Annotated in this window: 21 protein-coding genes, 2 pseudogenes, 1 riboswitch and 1 other annotated feature; of the genes and pseudogenes, 6 read left to right on the top strand and 17 right to left on the bottom strand. The window is 42.9% G+C overall.

All coding sequences use genetic code 11. The annotated features are described in order from the left end of the window. The first annotated feature begins 48 nt into the window (after positions 1-48). Entirely contained in the window at positions 49-672 is a 624-nt protein-coding gene (locus tag ACWF5P_RS11760) for a nitroreductase family protein (protein WP_434168395.1), read from the top strand. A 66-nt stretch (positions 673-738) separates the two neighbouring features. Here the strand turns inward: ACWF5P_RS11760 and ACWF5P_RS11755 are convergent. Both ACWF5P_RS11755 and ACWF5P_RS11750 read right to left on the bottom strand, forming a co-directional pair. Continuing rightward, positions 739-1,088: pseudogene (locus tag ACWF5P_RS11755) on the bottom strand (ABC transporter permease); the annotation flags it as partial. Continuing rightward, positions 1,075-1,313: pseudogene (locus ACWF5P_RS11750) on the bottom strand (PadR family transcriptional regulator). The pseudogenes ACWF5P_RS11750 and ACWF5P_RS11755, both read right to left, overlap by 14 nt. A 128-nt stretch (positions 1,314-1,441) precedes the next feature. Here ACWF5P_RS11750 and ACWF5P_RS11745 point away from each other — a divergent pair. Continuing rightward, complete coding sequence (locus ACWF5P_RS11745; RefSeq protein WP_434168394.1) at positions 1,442-1,972, top strand: NAD(P)H-dependent oxidoreductase; 531 nt, start codon at positions 1,442-1,444, stop codon at positions 1,970-1,972. A 71-nt stretch (positions 1,973-2,043) separates the two neighbouring features. Here the strand turns inward: ACWF5P_RS11745 and ACWF5P_RS11740 are convergent, their stop codons facing one another. The 6 genes from ACWF5P_RS11740 to ACWF5P_RS11715 form a co-directional block, all read right to left on the bottom strand. Continuing rightward, positions 2,044-2,403 (bottom strand): winged helix-turn-helix transcriptional regulator, encoded by a 360-nt coding sequence (locus ACWF5P_RS11740; RefSeq protein WP_063595313.1) that lies wholly within the window; start codon positions 2,401-2,403, stop codon positions 2,044-2,046. A 273-nt stretch (positions 2,404-2,676) separates the two neighbouring features. Then, entirely contained in the window at positions 2,677-3,681 is a 1,005-nt protein-coding gene (locus ACWF5P_RS11735) for an ABC transporter permease (protein WP_452444899.1), read from the bottom strand. Position 3,682: 1 nt separating this feature from the next. Next, positions 3,683-5,185, bottom strand: a complete 1,503-nt coding sequence (locus tag ACWF5P_RS11730) for an ATP-binding cassette domain-containing protein (protein ID WP_434168392.1) — start codon at positions 5,183-5,185, stop codon at positions 3,683-3,685. A gap of 57 nt (positions 5,186-5,242) precedes the next feature. After that, entirely contained in the window at positions 5,243-6,355 is a 1,113-nt protein-coding gene (locus ACWF5P_RS11725) for a sugar ABC transporter substrate-binding protein (RefSeq protein WP_260356383.1), read from the bottom strand. A 115-nt stretch (positions 6,356-6,470) separates the two neighbouring features. Next, positions 6,471-6,576, bottom strand: a riboswitch (SAM riboswitch). A 95-nt stretch (positions 6,577-6,671) separates the two neighbouring features. Beyond that, positions 6,672-9,413 (bottom strand): GTP-binding protein, encoded by a 2,742-nt coding sequence (locus tag ACWF5P_RS11720; RefSeq protein ID WP_434168391.1) that lies wholly within the window; start codon positions 9,411-9,413, stop codon positions 6,672-6,674. 449 nt (positions 9,414-9,862) lie between these two features. Then, on the bottom strand, positions 9,863-10,036 hold the full coding sequence (locus tag ACWF5P_RS11715; RefSeq protein WP_452444898.1) for a hypothetical protein: 174 nt from the start codon (positions 10,034-10,036) through the stop codon (positions 9,863-9,865). A gap of 207 nt (positions 10,037-10,243) precedes the next feature. Next, positions 10,244-10,490: a binding site (T-box leader), on the top strand. 98 nt (positions 10,491-10,588) lie between these two features. On the opposite strand from ACWF5P_RS11715, the gene brnQ reads away from it, so the two are divergent. The 4 genes from brnQ to rluF all read left to right on the top strand — a co-directional run bounded on the left by brnQ (position 10,589) and on the right by rluF (position 14,862). Further along, positions 10,589-11,920 (top strand): branched-chain amino acid transport system II carrier protein, encoded by a 1,332-nt coding sequence (brnQ, locus tag ACWF5P_RS11710; RefSeq protein ID WP_230177905.1) that lies wholly within the window; start codon positions 10,589-10,591, stop codon positions 11,918-11,920. A gap of 122 nt (positions 11,921-12,042) precedes the next feature. Beyond that, entirely contained in the window at positions 12,043-12,975 is a 933-nt protein-coding gene (locus ACWF5P_RS11705; RefSeq protein ID WP_101224952.1) for an aldo/keto reductase, read from the top strand. 165 nt (positions 12,976-13,140) lie between these two features. Next, entirely contained in the window at positions 13,141-14,040 is a 900-nt protein-coding gene (locus ACWF5P_RS11700; RefSeq protein ID WP_434168390.1) for an EamA family transporter, read from the top strand. 114 nt (positions 14,041-14,154) lie between these two features. Continuing rightward, the gene (gene rluF, locus ACWF5P_RS11695; protein ID WP_434168389.1) at positions 14,155-14,862 is read left to right on the top strand and encodes a 23S rRNA pseudouridine(2604) synthase RluF; all 708 of its coding nucleotides are present in this window, start codon (positions 14,155-14,157) and stop codon (positions 14,860-14,862) included. A 314-nt stretch (positions 14,863-15,176) separates the two neighbouring features. Here rluF and ACWF5P_RS11690 read toward each other — a convergent pair whose 3' ends face one another. The 9 genes from ACWF5P_RS11690 to ACWF5P_RS11650 all read right to left on the bottom strand — a co-directional run bounded on the left by ACWF5P_RS11690 (position 15,177) and on the right by ACWF5P_RS11650 (position 23,284). Next, entirely contained in the window at positions 15,177-15,926 is a 750-nt protein-coding gene (locus ACWF5P_RS11690; protein WP_101224955.1) for an ABC transporter permease, read from the bottom strand. Beyond that, positions 15,927-16,688 (bottom strand): ATP-binding cassette domain-containing protein, encoded by a 762-nt coding sequence (locus ACWF5P_RS11685; protein ID WP_434168388.1) that lies wholly within the window; start codon positions 16,686-16,688, stop codon positions 15,927-15,929. A gap of 199 nt (positions 16,689-16,887) precedes the next feature. Continuing rightward, entirely contained in the window at positions 16,888-17,241 is a 354-nt protein-coding gene (locus ACWF5P_RS11680) for a DUF1048 domain-containing protein (RefSeq protein ID WP_101224957.1), read from the bottom strand. A 71-nt stretch (positions 17,242-17,312) separates the two neighbouring features. After that, complete coding sequence (locus ACWF5P_RS11675) at positions 17,313-17,633, bottom strand: PadR family transcriptional regulator (protein ID WP_101224958.1); 321 nt, start codon at positions 17,631-17,633, stop codon at positions 17,313-17,315. Positions 17,634-18,212: 579 nt separating this feature from the next. After that, the gene (locus tag ACWF5P_RS11670; RefSeq protein ID WP_101224959.1) at positions 18,213-19,181 is read right to left on the bottom strand and encodes a sugar phosphate isomerase/epimerase family protein; all 969 of its coding nucleotides are present in this window, start codon (positions 19,179-19,181) and stop codon (positions 18,213-18,215) included. A 22-nt stretch (positions 19,182-19,203) separates the two neighbouring features. Next, complete coding sequence (locus tag ACWF5P_RS11665) at positions 19,204-20,244, bottom strand: Gfo/Idh/MocA family protein (protein WP_034305944.1); 1,041 nt, start codon at positions 20,242-20,244, stop codon at positions 19,204-19,206. Between the two features lie 17 nt (positions 20,245-20,261). Next, on the bottom strand, positions 20,262-21,284 hold the full coding sequence (locus ACWF5P_RS11660; protein ID WP_452444897.1) for a Gfo/Idh/MocA family protein: 1,023 nt from the start codon (positions 21,282-21,284) through the stop codon (positions 20,262-20,264). 18 nt (positions 21,285-21,302) lie between these two features. Continuing rightward, positions 21,303-22,022, bottom strand: coding sequence for a ThuA domain-containing protein (locus ACWF5P_RS11655; protein ID WP_434168386.1), 720 nt, complete (start codon positions 22,020-22,022; stop codon positions 21,303-21,305). 227 nt (positions 22,023-22,249) lie between these two features. Next, the gene (locus tag ACWF5P_RS11650; RefSeq protein WP_101225045.1) at positions 22,250-23,284 is read right to left on the bottom strand and encodes a LacI family DNA-binding transcriptional regulator; all 1,035 of its coding nucleotides are present in this window, start codon (positions 23,282-23,284) and stop codon (positions 22,250-22,252) included. Between the last annotated feature and the right edge of the window lie 46 nt (positions 23,285-23,330).

Genomic DNA, 23,330 nt, shown 5'->3' with positions numbered 1-23,330 from the left:
CCATTATACTCTGATTATGAAGCAAATATAACATTGGGAGTGAACACGATGAGTGTAAGGGAGATCATAGAAAAAAGACGTTCCGTAAGGCAGTACGATCCCGATTATAAAATTAGTCCCGAAACGTTGGCGACATTTATTGAAGGAGCTAGTAAATCGCCTAACGGAAACAATATTCAAGCAACACGATACCTGGTTATAGATGAACCATATTTAAAGAATTTGTTACTGCCCATTGCTTTTAATCAGCAACAGGTAATTGAGGCCTCAGTACTGATTGTTATACTAGGTGATTATCAAGCATTTGAAAAAGAAAATATCATAATGATACATGAGGATGAGTTTCAAAAAGGTTATTTTGACGCATCAGTAAGAGATTATCTAACAAACGCGGCAATCAATTATTATCTAAATAAATCAAAAGAAGATTTAAAGGTTGAATTAATAAGAGACGCAAGCCTGGCGTCAATGTCGTTAGTTTTATTGGCGAACGAGGCAGGTCTTGAAACCATTACAATGTCCGGGTATGATTCCAAACAATTAAAGTCAGCCTTAAAAATTTCTGATAGGTATTTAGATGTTATGCTTATCGCCATGGGGAAAGGAATTAAAGAAGGTCACAAAACAGTAAGGCACGATGTGAACAAAGTCATTTATAAAAACAAAATATAGTGAGTGTATTGGAAAGAGGGTTAAAAAGAACCCTCTTCCTCTTTCTTCTTAATCTTTCGTAAAAATTTAGTGTTTTAGCTTGTAATAGGTTACCGCGAGCGCAAGGGCAAGAACTGTTCCTTTGACGATATCCATCGCATAATACGGAACGGACATCCATGATCAGCCCATTTTGAAGGATTCCGATCAGGACTGCACCGATGAAGGTTTCAAAGGCATTCGGTTTTCCCGCTCCTAAAACGGAGGAACCAATGAAGGCTGCTGCGACGGCATCAATAGCGGGATCCTGAATTGATTTCCGATTTCATGCCCCTTAAAGCAAGGACAATTCCCCCGATTGCAGCAAATAGAGCTGAAATCAGATAGGTATTAACTGATATCCCGGAAAGTCTAGCCGCTTCCTTATTTCCCCCAATCTAAAAAGGAATCAATCACATCTCTTACAAATTCCCATTCCAGGCGCTTTTGTTTAAAGCCTTCTTCACCCACTGATGTAAGTCTGTAATATTTTCTTCACGAACAATTTTGGCTAATTCAAAGCCGTACATATCCCTCTTATGTAAAAGTGACAAGATGAGCGTGTCTATCTGACCTTTTAAGATTCCCTTATTAATATCTTCCTCATATTGGAATTTACAGATCGTTTTTTTTAGTTATACCTGATTTAACACTCTCCTTTAGGTAAGTACCTATACTAAAAGTGCATACTTACGTGCTTGCAGAGTGCACTTTATACTTAAAATAAATAATAATTAAGGAGGAGATATCTTTGAAAACTCTTGTTATCGTAGCACACCCCAGTCTAGAAACATCCCTCATAAATAAGCGATGGGTAGAAGCGCTAAGGAAATATCCGGAAAAGTATACAGTACACGAATTGTATAAGGTTTACCCTGACGGAAACATTAATGCGGAAAAAGAACAGCAATTAATCGAATCGCATAGTAATCTTGTTTTACAGTTCCCTTTTTATTGGTTTAATTGTCCGCCTCTCCTAAAAAGATGGCTTGACGATGTTTTTACTTATGGTTGGGCTTATGGTTCAAATGGAGGGGATAAATTAAAGAATCGCAAAGCTGCTTTAGCTGTATCTGCTGGAATTAACAAAGAGGATTATAGTGAAGAAGGAAGATATCGCTATACACTTGAACATTTATTATCTCCCTTTGAAACTACCTTCCTTTACTGCAATGCAGATTATCGTTCATTCTTTGCGTTTTATGGTGCTGAAAATGAGCCATCCGTGAGCGAATTGGAAAAAAGCTCGCAAGATTATTTGAATTTTGTCGATAACCTTTAATAGGCAGTTCATTAAAGAAGTATTTCCTTGTCAGGGAAATACTTCTTTTGATTTAATCAAAATAGCTACACCTACGGCTGTTTAGTCTCCTGAACTGGCAAACTGTTTTTCTCTCCCCACTCGCACATCATATTTAACAATGGGATGAGAGATAGACCACGTTCAGATAATGAATATTCTACTTTTGGAGGTATTTGGGGGAATTCCTTGCGTATGATAAGGCCGTCTGCCTCCAACTCTTTTAACATGATGCTTAGCGTTTTAAAGGAAATGGTACCGATGCTTCGCTTCAGCTGATTATGACGCATGACCTTATTTTCAGACAGCCAATACATTATGATCATTTTATATTTGCCGCCTATCAAGGACAGCGTATATCCAAAGCCAGTTTCATTCGGTTTCACACCTGCCGGAACACAGGTTTCGCGCATAAGTCTACACTCTCCTTTAGATAAGTATATGATATGAATGTTCATACTTTACAATAGATCATTATCAATCTTATTAAAAGGTAAATAAGGTTGCGGTCAATCTTTATACTCCAACAATGAGGGTTCAAAAAGTGCTCCTGCCGCCATTTTAGCGTAAGTAAAATGATGACGACCCCCTTAACCCATCCCTTTTTAAAAAGGAAAATCCTGTTGCATTACAACAGGATTTTTTCATATTTTTGGATTTTTGTAGAGTAAAGCAACGAATACATTTTAATGTTTTTGCTTGTAATAGGTTACCGCGAGCGCAAGTGCCAGCACTGTTCCTTTGACGATATCCATCGCATAATACGGAACGGACATCATGATCAAACCATTTTGAAGGATTCCTATCAGGACTGCACCGACAAAGGTTCCAAAGGCATTCGGTTTTCCCGCTCCTAAAACGGAGGAACCAATGAAGGCTGCTGCAACGGCGTCCATTAAATAGGGGGAACCTGAATTGATTTCCGATGTCATGACCCTTGAAGCTAGGACAATACCCCCGATTGCAGCTAATAGAGCTGAAAGCAGGTAGGCAAGGATTTTGTATTTATTGACCGATATCCCGGAAAGTCTCGCCGCTTCCTTATTTCCCCCAATAATGTACATATAACGACCGTGCTTCGTATAAGTCAAAAAGATATGGGTCGCTATCACAATGACGGCCATGATCAGGATTATCCACGGTACCTGGCCAATTTTGGCGAAAAACGGGCTGATCAGTCCTGTTGCGAACGTCCCGTCTGGCATGACCATATTTTGCGAAACCGTGGCCCCTTTTGTATAGGTAAGGGCAATTCCCTGGATAATGAACATGGTAGCCAAAGTCATCAGCATGTCGGGAATTCTCAATTTAACGATCATGAATGAATTCAAGGCGCCTACGACAAGTGAGGCACCGATCGCAGCTAATATGGCAATTAATGTCTCCTGTGAAAACCAGACAAACATCGAGATGACGATGGCATTGGCCAATGATGCGACGGAGCCGACGGAAAGGTCGAAGCCATCGACGGTCAGGGATATCGTAATGCCGATCGCAATGATGGTCACGATTGAAATGGAACGCAGGATGTTGACCAGATTCGTAGTTTGAATGAAAGATGGATTGGACACGGCAAAAATTCCAATCAGAATGATAATCGTCAATATTGTGCCGTATTTATAGAAAAAGTCGAATAGTTCCACCTTTTTCTTCACTTTCGCTGTCTGTGTAACAGGATTGGGTATGCTCATTCTATTTTCCTCCTGTTGAATAGAATAGTAGTTCTTCTTCATTCGTTTTACTTGTTTCTAATTCGATGACAGTGCTCCCGTCATATAACACATATGTCCGGTTGGTAATGCCAATGATTTCGGAAAGCTCGGATGATGCATAAATGATCGCCTTCCCATTCCTTGCAAGCTCTGCAATCAATTCGAATATATCCTTCTTGGCTCCAACATCGACCCCTTTCGTTGGTTCATCGAATATGTATACATCCGCATCGGCCATAAGCCATTTCCCGATGGCAACTTTTTGCTGATTGCCACCTGAAAGGTTTTCGACATTCACTTCCCCTGAAGGAGTTTTAATGCCGAGGCTTGCGATCATTTCCTTCGCTCTTTCCTTTTCCGCCTTGCGATTCACGAAGCTGAATGTCTTGGAGAATTTGCCAAGACTGGCTGCCGTCAAGTTCGCCGAGACTGATTCCTGAACTAGGACCCCTTCTTTCCTGCGTTCCTCAGGTACAAGTGCCAGACCGCTTTTTACTGCTTCGTGCGGTGATTTCAAGGAAAGCTTTCGACCATTCAGGATGACTTCCCCCGCTGTGATGGACGTATGGCCGAAAAGGGTTTTACACAGCTCCGTTTTCCCAGCCCCGACCAACCCTGCCAAGCCGATTATCTCGCCTGCTTTAATATTCAAACTGACATTTTTAACTTTCTCTGCATCTGACAATCCGTTCACTTCCAGAATAACGTCGCCAATCGAAGCATTCACTTCAGGAAACTGTTCATCCATGGTTTTTCCAAGCATGTTCTCTACGACTTCGGTACGGGTTATGTCTTCCTTCTTTCGACATGTGACACGCTCCCCATTCCTCATGATTGTAATTTCCTCACAGATTTCAAAAATTTCGGGCAGACGATGTGAAATGAAAATGATTCCCACGCCTTTTTGCTTTAATTCATTTACAATTCGAAAAAGTTCTGTCGTCTCCGTATGACTTAACGGAGCAGTTGGCTCGTCGAGAATCAGGAATTTGCATTCTGTCGAAACGGCTCTTGCTATCAGGACCATCTGTTTTTCAGCCAAGGTAAGGTCTCTTACCAGCTTTTTCGAAGGGACACGAATTTTCATATCTTCAAGAATAGAAGCCGCTTGGTTATGCAGCTCTTTCCATTGGACCATCTGTTTTTTTCCCATGTTTTGGACCATATCATTCAACATTACATTTTCCCCAACCGTTAAATAAGGGATGAGGGCGGTATCCACTTCCTGATAAACAATTTGAATGCCTTGTTCTTGAGCCGCTTTTGGCGAGCGGATATCCCTCTTCACCCCATCAATATAAATGTCACCTGAATAATGAACATGGGCTCCCGATAATACTTTCATTAACGTCGATTTCCCTGCTCCGTTTGCACCGACCAATGCGTGGGCTGTCCCCGATTTTACGGAAAAATCAACATCACTCAGCGCCTTCACCCCCGGAAATTCAATCGAAATCTTCTTCATTTCTAGTTGCGTGCCCATGTCCATTCCCCCTTATTGAACAGACACTCCCTTCTACTTGAAAGAGAGTGTCTCTTTTTAATTTTTATAATGATCTTTCAAAACTTTCATCCAATCTTCTTCAAATTCCGTCGATACACCCCAGCCATCGACAATACCTGACAGATTTGCCATGTTCACCGCTTCTTTAGACGCTTGGATTTGCTTTTGTGAAATAAGTGAAGCCTCCAAGTCATAGGTTTGCGGCGTTTCTTCGCCCGCTAATTTTTTAGCCAATATCCTCATATTTACTGCACCGATCAACTTGGGATCTACTGCTGCCGTGTAGGACCATGAGCTATCAGCCGATTGGATTTCCTGGAGATCTGCATTCGAGACATCTATTCCATATATCTTCACTTCATCGCGGCCCGCCTCTTTAATCGCCCGGGCTGCACCGATAGCAAAGGCATCCCATGTTGCGAAAATGGCATCCAATTTACCTTTAGGGTATTTATTCAGCATTGCGGCTACAGCATTTTGTGTCTGAACCGATGTATCAGCAGATGCCACTCCGAACCTTTCGACTTCTTTGATCCCAGGATTTTCTTTTAATTTTTCCTGATAGACTGCATTTCTTCTTACCATTGGAGGAAAACCGTCCACCCAAAGGTATGCAATTGCCGCTTTACCTTTCTGTTCTTTTATCAGCTTATCAAAAGCCAGTGTTGCCAACGCTTCATCATCTTGTGAAGTTAATGTCACGCCTTCTATTTTAGATAGATCGCTTATTGAATCGAATGTGACAACGCTTTTACCTGCATCAACCAACTTTTGAACGTCATTCACAGTTGCTGCATCATCACCATGTGAAATGATATAGCCGTCATAATCTTCCTCCAAAGCCTGCGCTATCGCATCATGGAATTTAGCCGTATCACCATTGGCTGTGTACGTATCCACTTGAAACCCCAGTGCTTCTCCTTCTTCCTTCGCCCCCGCCAGGTATTGGGCCGTATGATCATCACCGCCAATTTTACGGATCACTTTGATTCTGGCTCCATCTCCATCAGCGAATCTTTCCGGAACATTTTCAAATGATACTTTTTCTTCTTTCTTCGACTCTGTGGAACTCTGACCTGTAGAGCACCCCGTTAAAAGCAAAGCCGAAGCGATGGCTGAAATGAATATACCTTTAATAGACCTTTTCATCTTGTTTCCCTCCATTTTTTCTTATTAGTCTCATCAGTTAAGTTGGTGTAAATCCCAAAATAAAAACCTCTCTAATATAGAGAGGTTTAATCGGCTGTTTTGCAGACTTGTCCCTCTCTTATCTGTCAAAACATTTCTGTTTTGCAGGATTTAGCACCAATTCCTAATGGAACGGTTGCTGGGCATCTTAGGGCCAGTCCCTCCGCCACTCTTGATAAGAGATATATCGTGTTACGTTTTTGTAATTATCACTTTATAGGGATATAGTCGTAAAGTCAATAGATTTTTGAATATTTGAAATGTTCCCCGTTATTTTTTATTTTCTTTGAAGCTGGGCTAGACGCTTTTTCTCAATCTTTTCAAGCCGCTCCAACTGCCTTAATTTCACTTCGAACAAAGTGATAGGGTCACGGTAAACTTCCGGATTTTGTTTCATATGCTCCAATGCAGCCTGGTAGTCTTTTATTTCAGTCTGCGTTTGCTCTATCGTTTTTTGAAGTAATGCAAATGAACCGCGATAGAAAAGGGAGATGTCACGATCCAAAGATTTTTCAAACAATCCAAATTGGGTAAGGAAACGCTCCGTGATCATTTCCGCAACATCCAGGTAATCTTCACTTTCCAGGTATTTCTTATAACGATTGTACATATTGGCTTTATTTTGCGGTATCGCCCCAAACAGCTTCCCTGCCCCTTTAAGCAGTAATTGAGATGGAGTCCTGCGCAAAAGGATATTGACGTTTTCGATGCGGATGCTGCTTGTCATCCGGTCGGCATCACGGCGCCAGTCATCCAATACTCTGAAGTCGCCTGCAAGCGTAATCCGTTCTTCTTTGTATAATTCATTGAAACCGGCACTCATCTCATCCATAAACTGCTGGCTTTGTGAGAACTCCATTTGGGAACTGGCAATCCAGTCTTGAAGAGAACGGTAATATTGAGGCATGATCTTGTCAGAAATGAAGTTTTGAATCCGCTCATTCATTTCCTGATTTAACTGTACATGGACCTGACTGAAATCACTGCTTTCCGTTAACGATTTAGAGCAATCCCTCAGTAATTCAGGAATTTTTGAATAAAGCTGACTTTTCACTTCGTCCTTAAGCGAACGATACGACCTTATGATATTTTCACTTTTCTCTTTTTCCAAATCAGCCAATTGGTTGACAGCCCCATTCAGCTTGACTTCCATCTGTTCATTCCAAGAGATGGAATGCTCGCATTTCCGCTCATTGGCTGCCCGTTTTTCTAACAGATAAGATAAAGTTTTACGAATGAATGCCAGGATTTTTTCAGATCTTCTTTCCTTCCAATTATCATCTTGATAATTCGATTGAAGGAAGGCTGAAAGGTCCTTCAATTGCTGCCGGCTGTCATAATGTTTAGAGAAAGCGAATACTTTCGCATTCGGGAAATAGGCATTCACTTTATCCCATGTTTCGTCTTCCATCCGGACTGCGACCTGATCACTGTATATCGTATCCATTTTATTTAATAAGAAATGAATCGGCAGTTTCGGAGCCATCATTTGAATTTCCAATAACAGATCCCGTTCGCTGCCGGTGAAAGGCGCCCGGGCGTCAAGAACGAACATCAATCCATCACTGCCATGTAAATAGCCCTGGAAATCGGATTCCACGCTTTTTTCCCCATTGAACCCAGGAGTATCCAATAATCGCAGATGATTATTCCTTAGGTAGTCACTGATGATGGTCACATCGACAATAGTCCCGCGCTGGCGGCGTGTTTCATCCAAATCAGTTAGCTCCTCGACAACTTTGCTATCTGTATCGGTAATTTCAAGGATTTCCAAATCATCCCCATCTTTGACACTGACTAGTGACGAATGATCTTCAGCGGCAATGCTCTCACCAACGATTGACTGAATAAAGGATGTCTTGCCATTTCCTGTGCTTCCAGCAAGAAGAAGATTGAAATTCCGGGTATCCTTAAGCCCGTCTACCATCCATTTAAGCTTATTGCCAACCTTTAAATCATTATCTTCAGCCCACTGGATAATGGAATTGAACAGTTTCTCTCCCGCTTCCAGTCCGCCACCCAATTTAGGCGATTTCGAAAGCAGGCTCTCTGCGTCCTGAATGACCAACGCATTGATCGTATCCGGGAAGATTTCATTCCAGGACAACGCGGATGCCGCCGCAAACAGCGAGAGCTCCCCGTCTGCGATTTTGAGCCAGTTTTCAAGCAACCTTGGCACGACAGGACTTAATTCCTTGATTAGGTGCGTTCCTTCTAACAGACCTGCATATGCATCCCTGTAATAGACGGAAAGCTCTTCCCATACATCCGCATGGTTCAATTCGATGGTATCTATCAAGTTATTAATCACTCTCAGCCATTCGAAATAAGAATCCGTATATTTATAGTTTTTCCAAAGGGCAACCGTCACCTTTTCGAAACGTTCCTGGTCGAGTGTGTATAGCGAACCAAGGACAGTTGAAAAATAATCCGGATCCATCGATTGGGCAACACCTTGCTGGATATACGTTTTCAGCACATCGAACCAGCCCATTGATTCTGTACGGATACTTTCATTCGCCGCTAATACCACCGCACTGTTCCAATCCTTTTGTTCTTCAAAAAAGGCACGTGCAATTTCCGTGACATTCGGGTAGTCCGGTTGGAACTCGACTGCTTCTTTCACGACATTGGAAGCCAGGTCATTTCTCGATTCCACTATGTACAGGGAAAACAGTTGCAAAAGAACCTCTGTTTTCAAGACCGCTTCATCCGTATCGACGGATTTATAGATATCCTCTGCGGTTGAATACATTTCCAGTTCAAAATAAGCATCAGCGATGTTTTTCTTCGCCCATGAACCAAGTTCCCCTTCTATGTTTTCCCATTTAAAAATGGCTGCCTCATAGTCATGATGCTGAAAATATACTTCTCCTTGAGCAAATCGAATTGCGGTTAAATCCGCTCTTTCCTTTTTTTGTTCCACGAGAAACATTTCACCCAAAGCTTGAATGGGGTGCTTCCTTGTATCCTCAATCATCGTTTCATAATATTTTTTTCCGATCAGACGTTCGTCCATCTTTATTCCCCCGATATATTTCATATTTTCAATTAAAGGATAATCACTGATTCTATAAGCCTTCTAGTAGACCTAACATTCAATCTATAGGTTCCTTTAGTTAAAAAATCATTTACAAAACCTTAAAATGTTATTTTAGCAAAACAATATGGTAACAACATGTCACCACTCTTACAATTTTAAAACAGAAACAATTGGAACTGTAATGTTTTTAATAAACCGATACAGAGATGTCATTTCCATATTCGAGAAAATATGTTTTTTCTAGAGGTGAGCGAACCATTCTTTATCCCTCTAAATTACCAGAAGCCCACCCTTCAACTTACCTATAAACGGTAAAAAGCAAAATCCCCCTGCCTCTTCCATATAAAAAAGCAGTACCCTCATTCATAAAAGGTAACTGCTCTCTGATAAGCTCCGAACAGTACTTGTCCTTTGACAAATTAGGATTATACCCCTGTACGCTTACGTTGGTTATTCGGCTTTTTGGTCAACTGGCTTTTAAGCTGTTTCGTTTTTTTCACAACGCCTGTTTCCAGTTTATCTTTACTTAATCCCGCTTGCTTTTGAGCCAGTTTTTGTTTGACTGCATCCGCCAGGCTTAACTTTTTATTTTCAGACATACTGTTGTCTCCTTTAGTGTTCTGCCTTCTATTATAATATAGTTGGGATTAGAAAGATAATAGGGAGTTATAGCCTATTCTTGTTCAAAAAATCCTCTGGATAAAGGAAGTTTCGCTAACGAGGGACTAATTTCCTGCTCCTTTTAAAGGATTTATGATAAATTATGTTGACTTCATAATCAGAATTTGCTAAATTGTCTTTATATTATAAAATCTATGAAGAGAAAGAGTAAGATGGGAACCCTGTTCCACAGAGAGTCGACATGTGGTGGAAGTCGATGTCCAAGGCCTATCCGAAAATCATCTCTGAGATGCAAAGCTGAAAATGAAGTAGGCTTTGACGGGTTTCCGCCGTTACAATGGATCACGTATGAATTCGTACGTTGACTGAGTGCCGCAGCTTCTTTGTAGTGCGGAATATGGGTGGTATCGCGAGCACAAACTCGTCCCTGATTTTCAGGGGCGAGTTTTTTATTTGCACAAAACACTTTAATTAGCCTTTTTCAGGCCAGTCGGCGAGAGTTATCATTTTAAAAAAAAGGAGAAATCACCATGAAAAAAACAGACACATTATTTATCGGCCTTATGCTTTTCTCAATGTTCTTCGGAGCGGGGAATCTTATATTCCCTCCATTTTTAGGAGCATCTTCAGGAACTTCATTCTGGCCGGCCATTGCCGGTTTTGTCGCCACCGGAGTCGGCCTGCCAATTTTGGTGCTTCTTGCAGTCTCACTTGTTAAGGGCGGGGCACAAACCATCGGTGCCCGTGTACATCCACTATTCAGCACGTTGTTCATGGTTATCATCTATTTAAGCATCGGGCCGTTCCTCGCCATTCCGCGGAATGCGAATGTTGCCTATGAAATGGGCTTCAAGCCGTATCTTGGAGACTCAATGAATCAATCACTATTTCTATTCATGTTCACAACCGTATTTTTCATCATCGTTTATGCCATTTCATTGAATCCAGAAAAAATGGAAACCTTCATGGGACGCTGGATTACACCCGTTCTTCTTTTATCCATGGTCATTCTCTGTGTCGTTGGGTTCGTAAAGCTTGATGCTCCATTCCAAGCTCCAACCGAAGAATATGCTGCAGGAGCATTTTCGAAAGGGTTCATTGAAGGCTACAACACGATGGATGCTTTAGCTTCCCTGGCTTTTGGGATCGTCATCCTTACTTCAATCCAGCAAAGGGGGATTTCAGAACGAAAGCAATTGACGAGATATACAGTAAAAGCGGGTCTCATCGCTGGTGTTTTGCTTTCTTTAGTTTATATCTCCTTAGGAGTAATCGGAGCACGCATGGCAGCAGATGGTTCATTCGAAAACGGAACGGATATCCTCACTGTCGCATCGACCCTTTTACTTGGAACTGGCGGAAAGGTCCTTCTCGGCATCATTTTCACTTTAGCATGCTTCACCACCGTTGTCGGATTGACCACTGCTTGCGGACAGTATTTCTCGAAACTTTTCCCCAAACTGAACTATAAAACCGTCATTCTGATTGTAACAATCGTCGGTTTCATCCTTTCAAATATGGGTCTGAATCAAATTCTGAAAGTATCGGTACCATTCCTTGTGATGGCTTATCCGTTAACGATCGTCCTGATTGTCCTGACATTCTTCAGCCGTCATTTCAAAAACCCGAAGAAGGTTTATCGCAGTGCAATGACTTTCACAGGAGTTTTCGCCTTGATGGATGGACTGAATGCTTTCGGCCTACAATTAGGACCGGTGCAAACCTTGAGTGATGTCCTTCCCCTTTCCGCCTACGGCATGGAGTGGATCATCCCTGCTCTCGTCGGTACAGCCCTTGGCGTTTTGCTCAGTCAAATCGGACAAACAGCGCCAGCTGAGGAGTTGGAAATCGAAACACTATAATAATGAAGTAAGCAGGTGATTTTACAGATCATCTGCTTATTTTGTGCACGCCTGCATTGCTTTATTTTGGAAATAGACATCCGCTTTTTGTTATGATGGGGTCAAAGGAGATGATAAGTAATATGTCTAAGCAAACCCGTATTGGTAAAACAGATCTATATGTAAATCCGATTGGCCTTGGCACGAATGCAATTGGCGGACATAACCTTTTCCCTAATCTAAGTGAGGATACAGGAAGGGATGTTTTGAGAACGGCGTTGGAAGAGGGAATCAACTTTTGGGATACAGCTTACATTTACGGTCCTGAGCGTTCAGAAGAACTTATCGGTGAAATCCTTAAAGAGAGTCGCAGACGCGATGACATAGTCCTTGCCACTAAAGGGGCACATAAATTTGTCGATGGCAACATCGTATTTGATAACTCTCCGGCTTTTCTGAAAGATGCCGTGGACTCGAGTCTAAAAAGGCTCCAAACAGACTACATCGACTTATTTTATATCCATTTCCCTGATCGCGATACTCCTAAAGATGAAGCAGTAGGTGCCTTAAAGGAATTGAAGGATGCAGGTAAAATCAAGTCAATCGGCGTCTCGAACTTTTCGTTCGAACAATTGAAGGAAGCGAATAAAGACGGCTATGTCGATGTCCTGCAATCCGAGTACAATCTATTCAAACGTGAGGCAGAACAAGACCTGCTGCCATATACAGCCGAAAATGATATTTCCTTCATTCCTTATTTCCCGCTTGCGTCCGGTCTGCTCGGCGGCAAATATAATCAGGAATCAACATTCGATGACGGCCGGGCAAAAAGTCCGCTTTTCCAAGGACAAGCCTTTGTAAGCAACCTGCAAAAAGTGGAAGAAGTACGGGCGATAGCCAACAGGAAGCATACCGAAGTTGCCGATGTCGTCCTAGCTTGGTATTTAACTCGGCACTCGATTGATGTACTCATTCCCGGAGCGAAAAAGCCAGAACAGGTCACACGCAACTTACAAGCATTGGATGTCGATTTAACCATGGACGAAATTGCCGAAATCAGTGCCATTTTCGCTTAATTATAGATGTGAAAAAGGCTGTTCAGTTTAAGCTGAACGGCCTTTTTATCCTGCTCTGCGGTTCATCCTTGTACTTAAATTAACCGTAGGCTCTCTATATTGCTTAGGTACCTCTACTTTGTTATATTTAGTGAATATTCCATAAATTAAGGAAGAGGCAGTCTTATGAAAAAATCTATTGTTATTTTATTTCTTATCTTGGCAAATTTGTTCTGGGCCGGTAATTACATTTTCGGAAAATACGTTGTGACAGAACTTTCCCCGATCCAGCTAACATTTGCGCGATGGCTAATTGCCGTTTTCTTATTGTTTCCTTTAGCGCAGTGGATTGAAAAGCCACACTGGAAGACTGTATGGAAAGCCTGGAAATTACTATTAGTTTTGGGTGTGCTCGGGATCATCAGTTATAATTTTTTCCTTTATTGGGCTTTAACCTATACAACTTCCATGAATGCCGCTCTTGTCAATTCCATGAACCCTGCCTTAATTGTTCTTTTTTCCGCTTTGCTATTAAAGGAGAAAATTTCATCCCTCCATGCACTCGGACTTATCATTTCTTTATTCGGCGTTTTATTGGTCTTGACAAAAGGACACCTTCTGGATATTTTCCAGCTCACCTATAATAAAGGCGATCTATTGATGATCCTGGCGATTCTCGTTTGGACCTTCTATTCAATAATCGGTAAAAAACTGAAAAACATTCCGATCATCTCTGCTACTGCCGTTTCCGTATTTCTCGGATTGATTCTCGTCGCTCCATTTGCCATTGGTTCGGGAATGAACCTTGAATTAAGCAGTAAAGCCATCACGGGTCTCTTATATATTGGAATCTTCCCGTCTGTCGGCTCATTTATATTCTGGAATGTTTCCCTTCGTCATATCAATGCCGGCCAGGCTGGAATTTACCTGAATCTGATTGCTGTATTTACCGCCATCCTTAGCCTGGTTTTAGGTCATGCGATTTCGCTCATCCAAATCCTCGGTGGCATCCTGGTCTTTATAGGTGTCTACCTGACAAGCAAAAAGAAAAAGGCATATCCGGCAGCTGTCACGAGGAACATGTAAAGAACATCCAGTAATTCTAACCAACGAACGCTTTCTGTCTTTTCCCCTTGTCTATGCACCATGATTTACGTTATCCTTTAAAGAAGAAAATCTGAATGTAAAGGTGTGCTTTAGTTGAGGATCAATAAATTTATCAGTGAATCCGGAATTACCTCGAGACGAGGCGCAGACAAATGGATAGCCGATGGCCGTGTGACGATTAATGGCATGGTAGCTGAGCTTGGCAGTCAAGCTGAACCCGGCGATGATGTCCGTGTCGACGGCAAGCCGATAAAAGTCGAACAGCAAAATGTCTATATTGCACTGAATAAACCGATAGGGATTACAAGTACGACCGAAAAACACATAAAAGGGAATATCGTTGATTTTGTAAATCATCCGCTTCGCATTTTTCATATCGGACGGCTGGACAAGGACTCAAGCGGTCTGATCCTTCTTACAAATGACGGAGACATCGTAAATGAAATCCTTCGTGCAGAAAACAAGCATGAAAAAGAATACATCGTAACCGTGGATAAGCCAATTACCGCGTCCTTCATTAAAGATATGTCCTCCGGAGTGGAGATTTTGGATACGAAAACACTTCCTTGCAAAGTTGAGCAGTTGACCAAATATACATTTAACATCACTTTGATGCAAGGACTGAACAGACAAATCCGCCGTATGTGCTCCGCACTGGGCTATGAAGTCCGTGATTTACATCGAATCCGGATCATGAACATCCATCTGGACGGACTGGCGAACGGACAATGGCGCGACCTGACCGAGGATGAATTGACGGAACTATTTAAGGAATTGGATTACACCCCAAGGCAAAGATGATAATGAAGATGCCCCCAGAATTCCGGGGGCATCGTTTTTTTAATTACAGAAGAATTTACAGCAATCATTTGCTTTTTAGTTTTGCGGATTTACTCGTGAGTTTTGCTGTTTTTTTACTCGTGAATTTTCCACTTTTACTCGGAACATGCATGCAAACCTCGCGTTGGGATAACTGATCGAGCCGCCACTAATCACAGCAATTTTGTGGGTTTCCATGTGATGGTTGCCCCGGCATTCAAGCAGCCTTCCATGTGATAGCAATGCTTTCATCGCATCGCCTGACCATTAATTTGGCCAATCCCTTTATGGTGTACTTACCCTAACTGGCGTTTAAATGCTTTACTGGCGAAGAAGTAAGCGATGACCATGATGCCGACGCACCAGGCAAGCGCGATCCAAATATCGTTGCCAACAGACCCTTCATACAAGAGGGCACGAATCGCATTCACGATTGAAGTCACGGGCTGGTTCTCAGCGAACGCACGGACAATTTTAGGCATGGTTTCCGTGGGAACAAAGGCTGAACTGATAAACGGCAGGAAAATCAGCGGGTATGAGTAGGCTGTCGCCCCTTCCATAGACCCCGCTGTCAATCCGGGAATGACCGCCAGCCATGTCAGCGCTAGCGTAAACAGCCCGAGTATCCCAGCTACCGCAAGCCAATCCAGGATATCAGCGTTGGAACGGAAGCCCATCAAGAGCGCGACAAGGATAACCACCACGACAGTAAGCGCATTGGAAACAAGCGAGGTCAACACGTGAGCCCACAATACCGACGAGCGCTTGATGGGCATGGTGATGAAACGTGCCATCAGTCCGCTCTTTACATCCGTAAACAGCCGCACGGAAGTGTAAGCGACGCCGGATGCGATAGCCATCAGCAAGATTCCCGGCAATAAATAATTGACGTAGTTGTCTGTGCCTGCATCTATTGCGCCGCCAAATACGTAGACAAACAGCAGCAGCATCATAATCGGCGTAATCGCCACCGTGATAATTGTATCTGGGCTGCGCATGATGTTGCGCATTAAACGTCCTAGTAATACCCCTGTTTTACTTTTCATTTAAATTTCCTCCTTTTTGCCGATGATCGCGAGGAAAATTTCCTCCAATGTCGGCTGCTTCTCGATGTACTCCACTTTCGCTGGCGGGAACATCTCCTTGAGTTCGGTAAGGGTCCCGGTCGAGATGATTTTTCCGCCATGCAGGATGGCAATACGATCCGCCAGATGTTCGGCTTCCTCCAGGTACTGGGTCGTCAGCAAGATGGTCGTGCCTCCGCCGGCAAGCTCCTTGACGGTATCCCAGACTTCAATCCGCGCTTCGGGGTCAAGCCCTGTCGTCGGTTCGTCGAGAAAAATGACTTCTGGCGTCCCGATCAGGCTCATGGCGATGTCAAGCCGGCGCTTCATCCCGCCGGAATATTTATCCGCCCGGCGGTTGGCCGCATCGGTCAGGCTGAATCTCGCAAGCAGATTGTCGGCGACTTGAGCAGGATTGGAAACTCCCCGCAACTTGGCGATCATCATCAGGTTTTCCCGCCCGGTGAGCATACCGTCTAAAGCTGCAAACTGCCCTGTCAGGCTGATGTTCTGGCGAACATTATCCGGTTGACTCTGGACGTCAAAGCCGCAAATACCTACTGCGCCGCCATCGGCCTTCATCAGAGTCGAGAGGATATTGACCGTCGTCGTCTTGCCTGCTCCATTTGAGCCCAGCAGTGCGAAAATTTCGCCACGCCGCACCTCAAAATCCACCCCCTTTAAGACTTCATTGTCTTTAAAGGATTTTTTTAACCCTTTAACAGAAATCGCTGCATTGCTCATACTTTTTTCCTCCTTTTAATAGCGCGGCAAGGCCGCTTGTAAGTTTCGTAATTATCCGTTCGAGCGCATAGCAGAACTAGATTGCCTATTTTCCTCTATTTAGTCTGACTGATATTCCGTATTACTTACTACCGTGTTAAAAATATAACTGAATAGCGAAGGTGGCAATTCACATTTGTAACCAGCTATTCAGTCGGCATTATTTATTGAATTTATTTTTTCCCAGTCGCTTCAAGATGCTATCATTCAAATCTTCACGATACTTGGCGAAATAGGTTTTAGCATTTGCCACTAGTTCGTCGGCAAAGGACGCGACGTCATCCCCAGTGATTTCCAGCACTTGTCTGCCTTCCGCCGCACCGGCTTCGAACAACTCGATTAATTCATACTGCATGTGCAGCATATCCATCCCGTTGCCCGCTGAGAAATTCCACATGTAGTTTTGTATTTTCTTAAATACAAACTGGTAGTCCTCTGGCAAGGCTTCAACCCGTGCCATCATCATTTTATACTCTTTTTTATCACCAATCATTTTCTTGAACAATTCCATCATGTTATTTTTCCTCCTTATTGATAAAGCTGATCAAAACACTCCAAAAATAGCGTACGGAATATCTTATGAAGCTAGACTGACTTTAAGACATTGATTTTGGATGAGACAAAATCCCATTTTTTCCAAAACAATTCGAGTTCCTGGCGGCCATCCTCATTAAGTGAGTAAAACTTTCGGGGCGGCCCCATATCTGACGGTTTCTTCTCTATGTTCACCAGTTTTTTCTTTTCTAATCGCACGAGGATGGTGTAGACCGTCCCTTCCACGACTTCAGTAAACCCAAGCTCGTTCAGGCGGCGGGTAATCTCGTAGCCATAGGTTTCATGGCGGCTGATGATTTCCAACACGCAGCCTTCCAGCGAACCTTTCAGCATTTCAGTTAAATTTTCCATGTTCAGAGCCTCCTCTATTTTGTGACTTGTAACTTAGTTCTGAGGGGAATTTTTACTGAATAGCTTTTTGGTAATGTATTCACGCTATTTAGTATTACTTATTACAACTAAACTGTAACACCGAGTAGCAGAGGTGTCAACTCCTATTCTTAATAACATTTTTGCAACTTCACTATTCAGTGCTGTTGGTATCCAGTGCTACTTACTATAGAGTATGCTGTAACACGTAGTAGGTGACTGTCAACTTGAATTTTTTTTAAAAACCAGCTATCTCCATTGGATACAGCTAATTTCTTTTATGAAGCCTTTACTTCCTCCTATGCTTCTTGTTTACACGTATATTAAGAAAGGCGAAAGATTTCGGTATATTGACAGTTCCAAGAACCCGTTTAAAAGTAAGGGTGGAAAGGGTCATACATAATATGTTTGTCTCTAACACAATTGATGCGAAAAAGATAACATATTATTAATCCTCTTTACTCGTGAGTTTTACACTTTTACTCGTTAATTCCACTTTTTCATGAGCAACGAACAACATAAAAAGCAACCTTCGTTAGGCTGCTCGTTATCAACTCTAAATTATACCCACCATAAATCAGTTGGGCTTTCGTTTATGAGTACAGTTTTCAGATTGGTTACGGCCCGTTGGAAGCCTTCTTCAACTGACATTAGCGGATCTTCGTGTTCGATGCTGACGACGTAATCGTAACCGTATGTGCGAAGGGCACTCATGATGTCGGACCACTCTTGCAGGCTGTGGCCGCATCCTACCGAGCGAAAGTTCCAGGCACGGCTCTGGATATTTCCATATGGCTGCATGTCGGTTAACCCATACATATTGATGTTATCCTGATCCAAGTATGTGTCTTTTGCGTGGAAGTGGTAGATTGCTCCCGCTTTCCCGAGGATTTTGATGGCCCCGACTGGTTCGATGCCCTGCCACCAAAGATGGCTTGGATCAAGGTTGGCGCCTATTGCATCAGATGTAGCTTCCCGAAGTTTTAACAAGGTGTAGGGTGTGTGCACAAGAAAGCCCCCATGCAGTTCAAGGCCGATTTTTATATTGTGTTCATCGGCAATGGCGGCCGCCTTTTTCCAATAGGGGATCAATTTTTCTTCCCATTGCCATTTCAGCACATCTGTATACTCATTCGGCCATGGGGCGACGGGCCAGTTTGGATATTTAGCTCCTTCGTGATCACCTGCTGTACCGGAAAAGGTATTGACGACCGGGACGTTCAGTAAGGATGCAAGCTTGATTGTTTTAATCAGTGTTTCATCACTTTCTTTAGCGAATGCTTCATCTGGAGAGATTGGATTGCCGTGGCAGCTGAATGCACTGATCGTTAACCCTCTTGTTTGAACGGATTCGAGGTATTTTTGGCGCTTTTCTTCACTTTCCAGCAGTTCATCAAGTGGACAATGGATATTCCCTGGATACCCGCCTGTACCGATTTCAACTGTTTTTAATCCGGAATCCGCGACATAATCAAGCATATCCTCGAATGATTTTTGAGCAAATAGCACTGTAAAGATCCCTAATTTCACATGCCCCACCTCACCTTTTTCATTAATTTATGCTCATGACCTTCCCACTTGCCGAGCTTTGATAAATGGCTTCGATTATTTTTGAAACTTTCATGGCTTCCGATGGTTTTACCAATGGTTCTGCCAATCCTAGGCAGCTATTAATAAAGTTCTCTGCCTGTTGCAGGTCTGGTGTATCTTCCCCTGGCATCCATACTGCTTCACTATTTAAAAGCATGCCGTGCTTAGCCTGATTCAAGACTAGAGGGAACACATCAAGTCCGCCCTGCGTTCCGGATAAACTCAAAACAGTTGCTTCTTCACGGATATTCGCGGCCCAGGATGTTTCGAATAATAGCGATGCTCCGTTGGCAAATTTGATATATGCAGTGGCATGGTCATCCACTTCAAAAACCGAGGCATCGAAATTCCCCCATAAATTGACCTGATCGACACCCTTACTGACATAATTATATGTCGAACCTACGATTTCAATCGGTTCTGGGTCATCCATCAGCCATAATGCCAAATCAAGCAAATGGCATCCGTAATCGATCACGCTTCCTCCGCCTTGCAATTCCTTGCTTGTAAAAACTCCCCAGCCAGGGACTTTGCGTCGTCTGATTGCCTGTACACGCGCTACATACGGTTCACCGATCTCACCGGCCTGAATCATTTTTTTGGCAGCCTGAGCTTCCTTCATGAAGCGGTAATGATAAGCAGTCGATAACACTTTACCTGATATGTTTGCAGCCTCGGTTATTGCTAAACATTCCTCAGTGGTAATGGCCATCGGCTTTTCACATAACACATGAACACCCGCTTGCAGAGCAGCAATGGAAATCTCTGCATGGAACTTATTAGGCGTTGCAATCGTAACAGCATCCACTTCAGCAAACATTTCTTCATAATTGGTGAAAACCTTCTCGATATGAAATTCACGCGCCACTTCTCGCGCCTTCATTTCATCTATATCCTGAATGGCGTATAAAACCACTTTATCTTGAAATTTTTGAAAAGCTGGGATATGCCTTTTTTGGGCAATTCCGCCAGCACCGATAATACCCATTTTTAATTTGTACATGATGACTTTTAACCCCTTTATAAGCGGATGATTTTTCGGGATGCATTTGATTCCATCGCGCCAAGAATGACTTTTAATGATTTTAATCCTTCAACTCCTGAGACAAGAGGCTCCTCATTATCCACCACACATTTTACAAAGTGGCTGATCACTTCGGAATCATGCTGTCCTTCTGAGTCATTAGTCTGGATGCTTCCTAATTGGATGGTTTCTGTCTTTCCATTATCATGATGGATGATCAGTGAGTATTTCGGATCGTCTTCAAGGCGCAATACCGCTTTTTCCGCATAAATGACCGTAGCATTGTCTTCTTTTGCATATGACCAGCTGGCGGTAAGAGTTCCGATGATACCGCTCTCCGTCCGGAGGATACAGGCCGCACTGTCATCAACGTCTGTATTTTTCTTGGCAGTCGTTTCCACAAAGGCTCCCACTTCAACAAATTCTTCTCCAAGGATATACCGTAATAAATCAGCTTTATGAACGCCTAAATCGCCCATTGCACCAATGACTGCCTGATCCTTCTTAAAAAACCAGCTTTCCAGTCCGTCCACGCTCCAGGTTTCCGGCCCGGAATGTCCAAAAGCCGTCCGGAAGCTATAGACCTTCCCTAGGTCCCCGCTCTCAATAAGCTGTTTCGCTTTTTGATGAGAAGGAACAAAACGCTGATTATGACCAATCATTAGTATTTTGCCGCTTTTCGCTGCTGCTGCATTCATTTTTTCAGCATCCACCAAAGAAGTAGCCATTGGTTTCTCACAAAGGACATGCTTACCAGCTTCCAAGGCCGCAACCGTGATGCGTGCATGCAGGTAATTCGGTGTACATACACTGATCGCTTCAATCACCTCATTCTTCAAAAGTTCTATATAATCAGTATATGCTTGGGCGCCATACCTTTGTGCTGCTGCATTCGCCCGGTCCTGCACAATATCACAAACAGCAATGATCTCCGTTTCATGATGTGCATCATACTCCGGAAAATGCCTGTTTTTTGCGATACTCCCGCATCCAATGACTCCTACCTTCACTTTGCCCATTTTGTTCTCTCCTTCACTTCATCTCTTTGAGATGGATTCCAACGGTTCGGCTTTCCCATAGTTCGTTACGACTCCAGATTCCGGCTTGACCCAATCAACGGCATTCTTAATTACTCGTTGAATCTCCGGATTATGGAAAGTAGGATATGTTTCATGACCTGGACGGAAATAGAAAATATTCCCTTTTCCCCGCTGATACGTGCAGCCGCTTCTGAATATCTCCCCGCCTTCAAACCAACTGACGAATATCAATTGATCTGGTGCAGGAATATCAAAATGTTCCCCGTACATCTCTTCCTTCTCAAGCTCTATATATTCTCCAATTCCATTAACGATAGGATGACTGGGATCGACAACCCAAAGCCGTTCCTTTTCATCCGCGACCCGCCATTTCAAATCGCAAGTCGTGCCCATAAGCCGTTTGAAGATTTTTGAAAAATGACCGGAATGGAGGACGATGAGACCCATACCCTCGAGTACTCGCTTGTGGACCCTTGCAATGATTTCATCCTGAACTTCATCATGTGCAACATGCCCCCACCAAAGAAGTACATCGGTTCGTTCCAGCGCTTCTTCAGTTAATCCATGCTCTTCTTCATCGAGAGTAGCGGTCCTCACCTCGACCTGCTCACTTTGTAAAAAGCTAGCAATTGCACCATGGATACCATCTGGATATACTTTTGCCACTTCAGGCTTTGTTTTCTCGTGGCGATACTCATTCCATACCAGGACTCTCATGAACAACCTCCTCCATTCTAGATTCATTTCACGGCAACTTGCTTTTCATGTTTAACTATTACCTCTTTATCCATAACGCAAACGTTTGCGTTAGGTGTGATCAAAATATAAGAACATACTTATTGACTTCAGTAAGTATGAATTTTCAAAAATAATAGTGATAATCTATATTGTAAATTTATGTTAGCAAAAATCAAGCTTTAATTGGTAAAACATTTCTACATTTTTCATTTAATTTCCTTTTCAGCAACAAAATGCGACTCCCGCTTTATGATTTTGGTAGGAATACTGATACTCTTTTCCATCATTTCCGGATTTGCAATTAGATCGAACACGCATTTTGCCGCCTCAAACCCTAACTGATACGTATGGATATCAACCGTTGTCAGCGGCGTACTTAAAAATTCTATGAATTCTGAGTGGTTAAAACAGACGACGCTTATTTGCTCTGGCACTTTCAAGTTCTTTTCAGCTAACACCCCAAGCAAGAGAACACCCAATAAAAGATCCATAACCAAAAATGCGGTTGGTGCCTCTTTCAGCTCCAGCAATTCATCAATGGCCTTTATTCCATCCGTTCGATTTAAAGGAATCAATTTGATATATTCCTGTCGCACATCCAGCCCGGCCTGCTCCATCGCTTGTTGAAAACCTGTCAAGCGGTCTTGGATCACCTCAAACTCGGGACTGCCCCCTAAAAAGGCGATTCGCTCATGTCCAAGACTTATTACAAACTCCGATACTTCCCTGGCCGCTTGAACATTATCGTTATCAATGAACGTGATTCCGCTCATGTTCGTACTTGGCTTCCCGATCAAAACGAACGGGAAGCCCTGCTTTAATAAATACGGCACCACTTTATCGTCCTTTTTAGAGTACAAAACAATCATGCCATCCACTCTTCTGCCCTGAACCATTTTCACGACATCCTCAAAGATTGCATCCTCCGTCTCGCCGGTTGTCAGGGAAAGACTGTACCCTTCTTTATTACAGAAATCCCCGATGCCTCGGATCACTTCTGGAAAAAAGGGATTATAAAGTGATTCCCTTGCCGAACTTTTCATGACGATCCCAATGGCCTTAGTTGACTTCGTGACTAAGTTCCGGGCATTTTCATTCATATGATAGCCCATTTCCTTTAATACCTTGCGTACTTTACGCTTTGTCTTTTCACTGATTGTCGGGCTGTTATGGATTACACGCGATACCGTTGATGGAGCGACATTTGCTTTTTTTGCAACGTCTTTTATAGTAACAGACAAATTCATCAACACTCCCCGTTCACCGCACATGGCTTAATATTCCCTA

This window comes from Peribacillus sp. NPDC055009, assembly GCF_053608705.1.
Note: the sequence above shows the minus strand (reverse complement) of the source record. Positions and strands in the feature narration are given on the sequence as shown.

What these genes read in the sequence shown, in the direction of transcription:
- ACWF5P_RS11675 (WP_101224958.1), bottom strand. Translation starts at nt 17,633, where the DNA reads ATGGAAAATTTAACTGAAATGCTGAAAGGTTCGCTGGAAGGCTGCGTG.
- ACWF5P_RS11730 (WP_434168392.1), bottom strand. Translation starts at nt 5,185, where the DNA reads ATGGGCACGCAACTAGAAATGAAGAAGATTTCGATTGAATTTCCGGGG.
- ACWF5P_RS11700 (WP_434168390.1), top strand. Translation starts at nt 13,141, where the DNA reads ATGAAAAAATCTATTGTTATTTTATTTCTTATCTTGGCAAATTTGTTC.
- ACWF5P_RS11660 (WP_452444897.1), bottom strand. Translation starts at nt 21,284, where the DNA reads ATGGGCAAAGTGAAGGTAGGAGTCATTGGATGCGGGAGTATCGCAAAA.
- brnQ (WP_230177905.1), top strand. Translation starts at nt 10,589, where the DNA reads ATGAAAAAAACAGACACATTATTTATCGGCCTTATGCTTTTCTCAATG.
- ACWF5P_RS11685 (WP_434168388.1), bottom strand. Translation starts at nt 16,688, where the DNA reads ATGAGCAATGCAGCGATTTCTGTTAAAGGGTTAAAAAAATCCTTTAAA.
- ACWF5P_RS11680 (WP_101224957.1), bottom strand. Translation starts at nt 17,241, where the DNA reads ATGATGGAATTGTTCAAGAAAATGATTGGTGATAAAAAAGAGTATAAA.
- ACWF5P_RS11735 (WP_452444899.1), bottom strand. Translation starts at nt 3,681, where the DNA reads ATGAGCATACCCAATCCTGTTACACAGACAGCGAAAGTGAAGAAAAAG.
- ACWF5P_RS11740 (WP_063595313.1), bottom strand. Translation starts at nt 2,403, where the DNA reads ATGCGCGAAACCTGTGTTCCGGCAGGTGTGAAACCGAATGAAACTGGC.
- ACWF5P_RS11655 (WP_434168386.1), bottom strand. Translation starts at nt 22,022, where the DNA reads ATGAGAGTCCTGGTATGGAATGAGTATCGCCACGAGAAAACAAAGCCT.
- ACWF5P_RS11725 (WP_260356383.1), bottom strand. Translation starts at nt 6,355, where the DNA reads ATGAAAAGGTCTATTAAAGGTATATTCATTTCAGCCATCGCTTCGGCT.
- ACWF5P_RS11665 (WP_034305944.1), bottom strand. Translation starts at nt 20,244, where the DNA reads ATGTACAAATTAAAAATGGGTATTATCGGTGCTGGCGGAATTGCCCAA.
- ACWF5P_RS11705 (WP_101224952.1), top strand. Translation starts at nt 12,043, where the DNA reads ATGTCTAAGCAAACCCGTATTGGTAAAACAGATCTATATGTAAATCCG.
- ACWF5P_RS11715 (WP_452444898.1), bottom strand. Translation starts at nt 10,036, where the DNA reads ATGTCTGAAAATAAAAAGTTAAGCCTGGCGGATGCAGTCAAACAAAAA.
- ACWF5P_RS11720 (WP_434168391.1), bottom strand. Translation starts at nt 9,413, where the DNA reads ATGGACGAACGTCTGATCGGAAAAAAATATTATGAAACGATGATTGAG.
- ACWF5P_RS11690 (WP_101224955.1), bottom strand. Translation starts at nt 15,926, where the DNA reads ATGAAAAGTAAAACAGGGGTATTACTAGGACGTTTAATGCGCAACATC.
- ACWF5P_RS11760 (WP_434168395.1), top strand. Translation starts at nt 49, where the DNA reads ATGAGTGTAAGGGAGATCATAGAAAAAAGACGTTCCGTAAGGCAGTAC.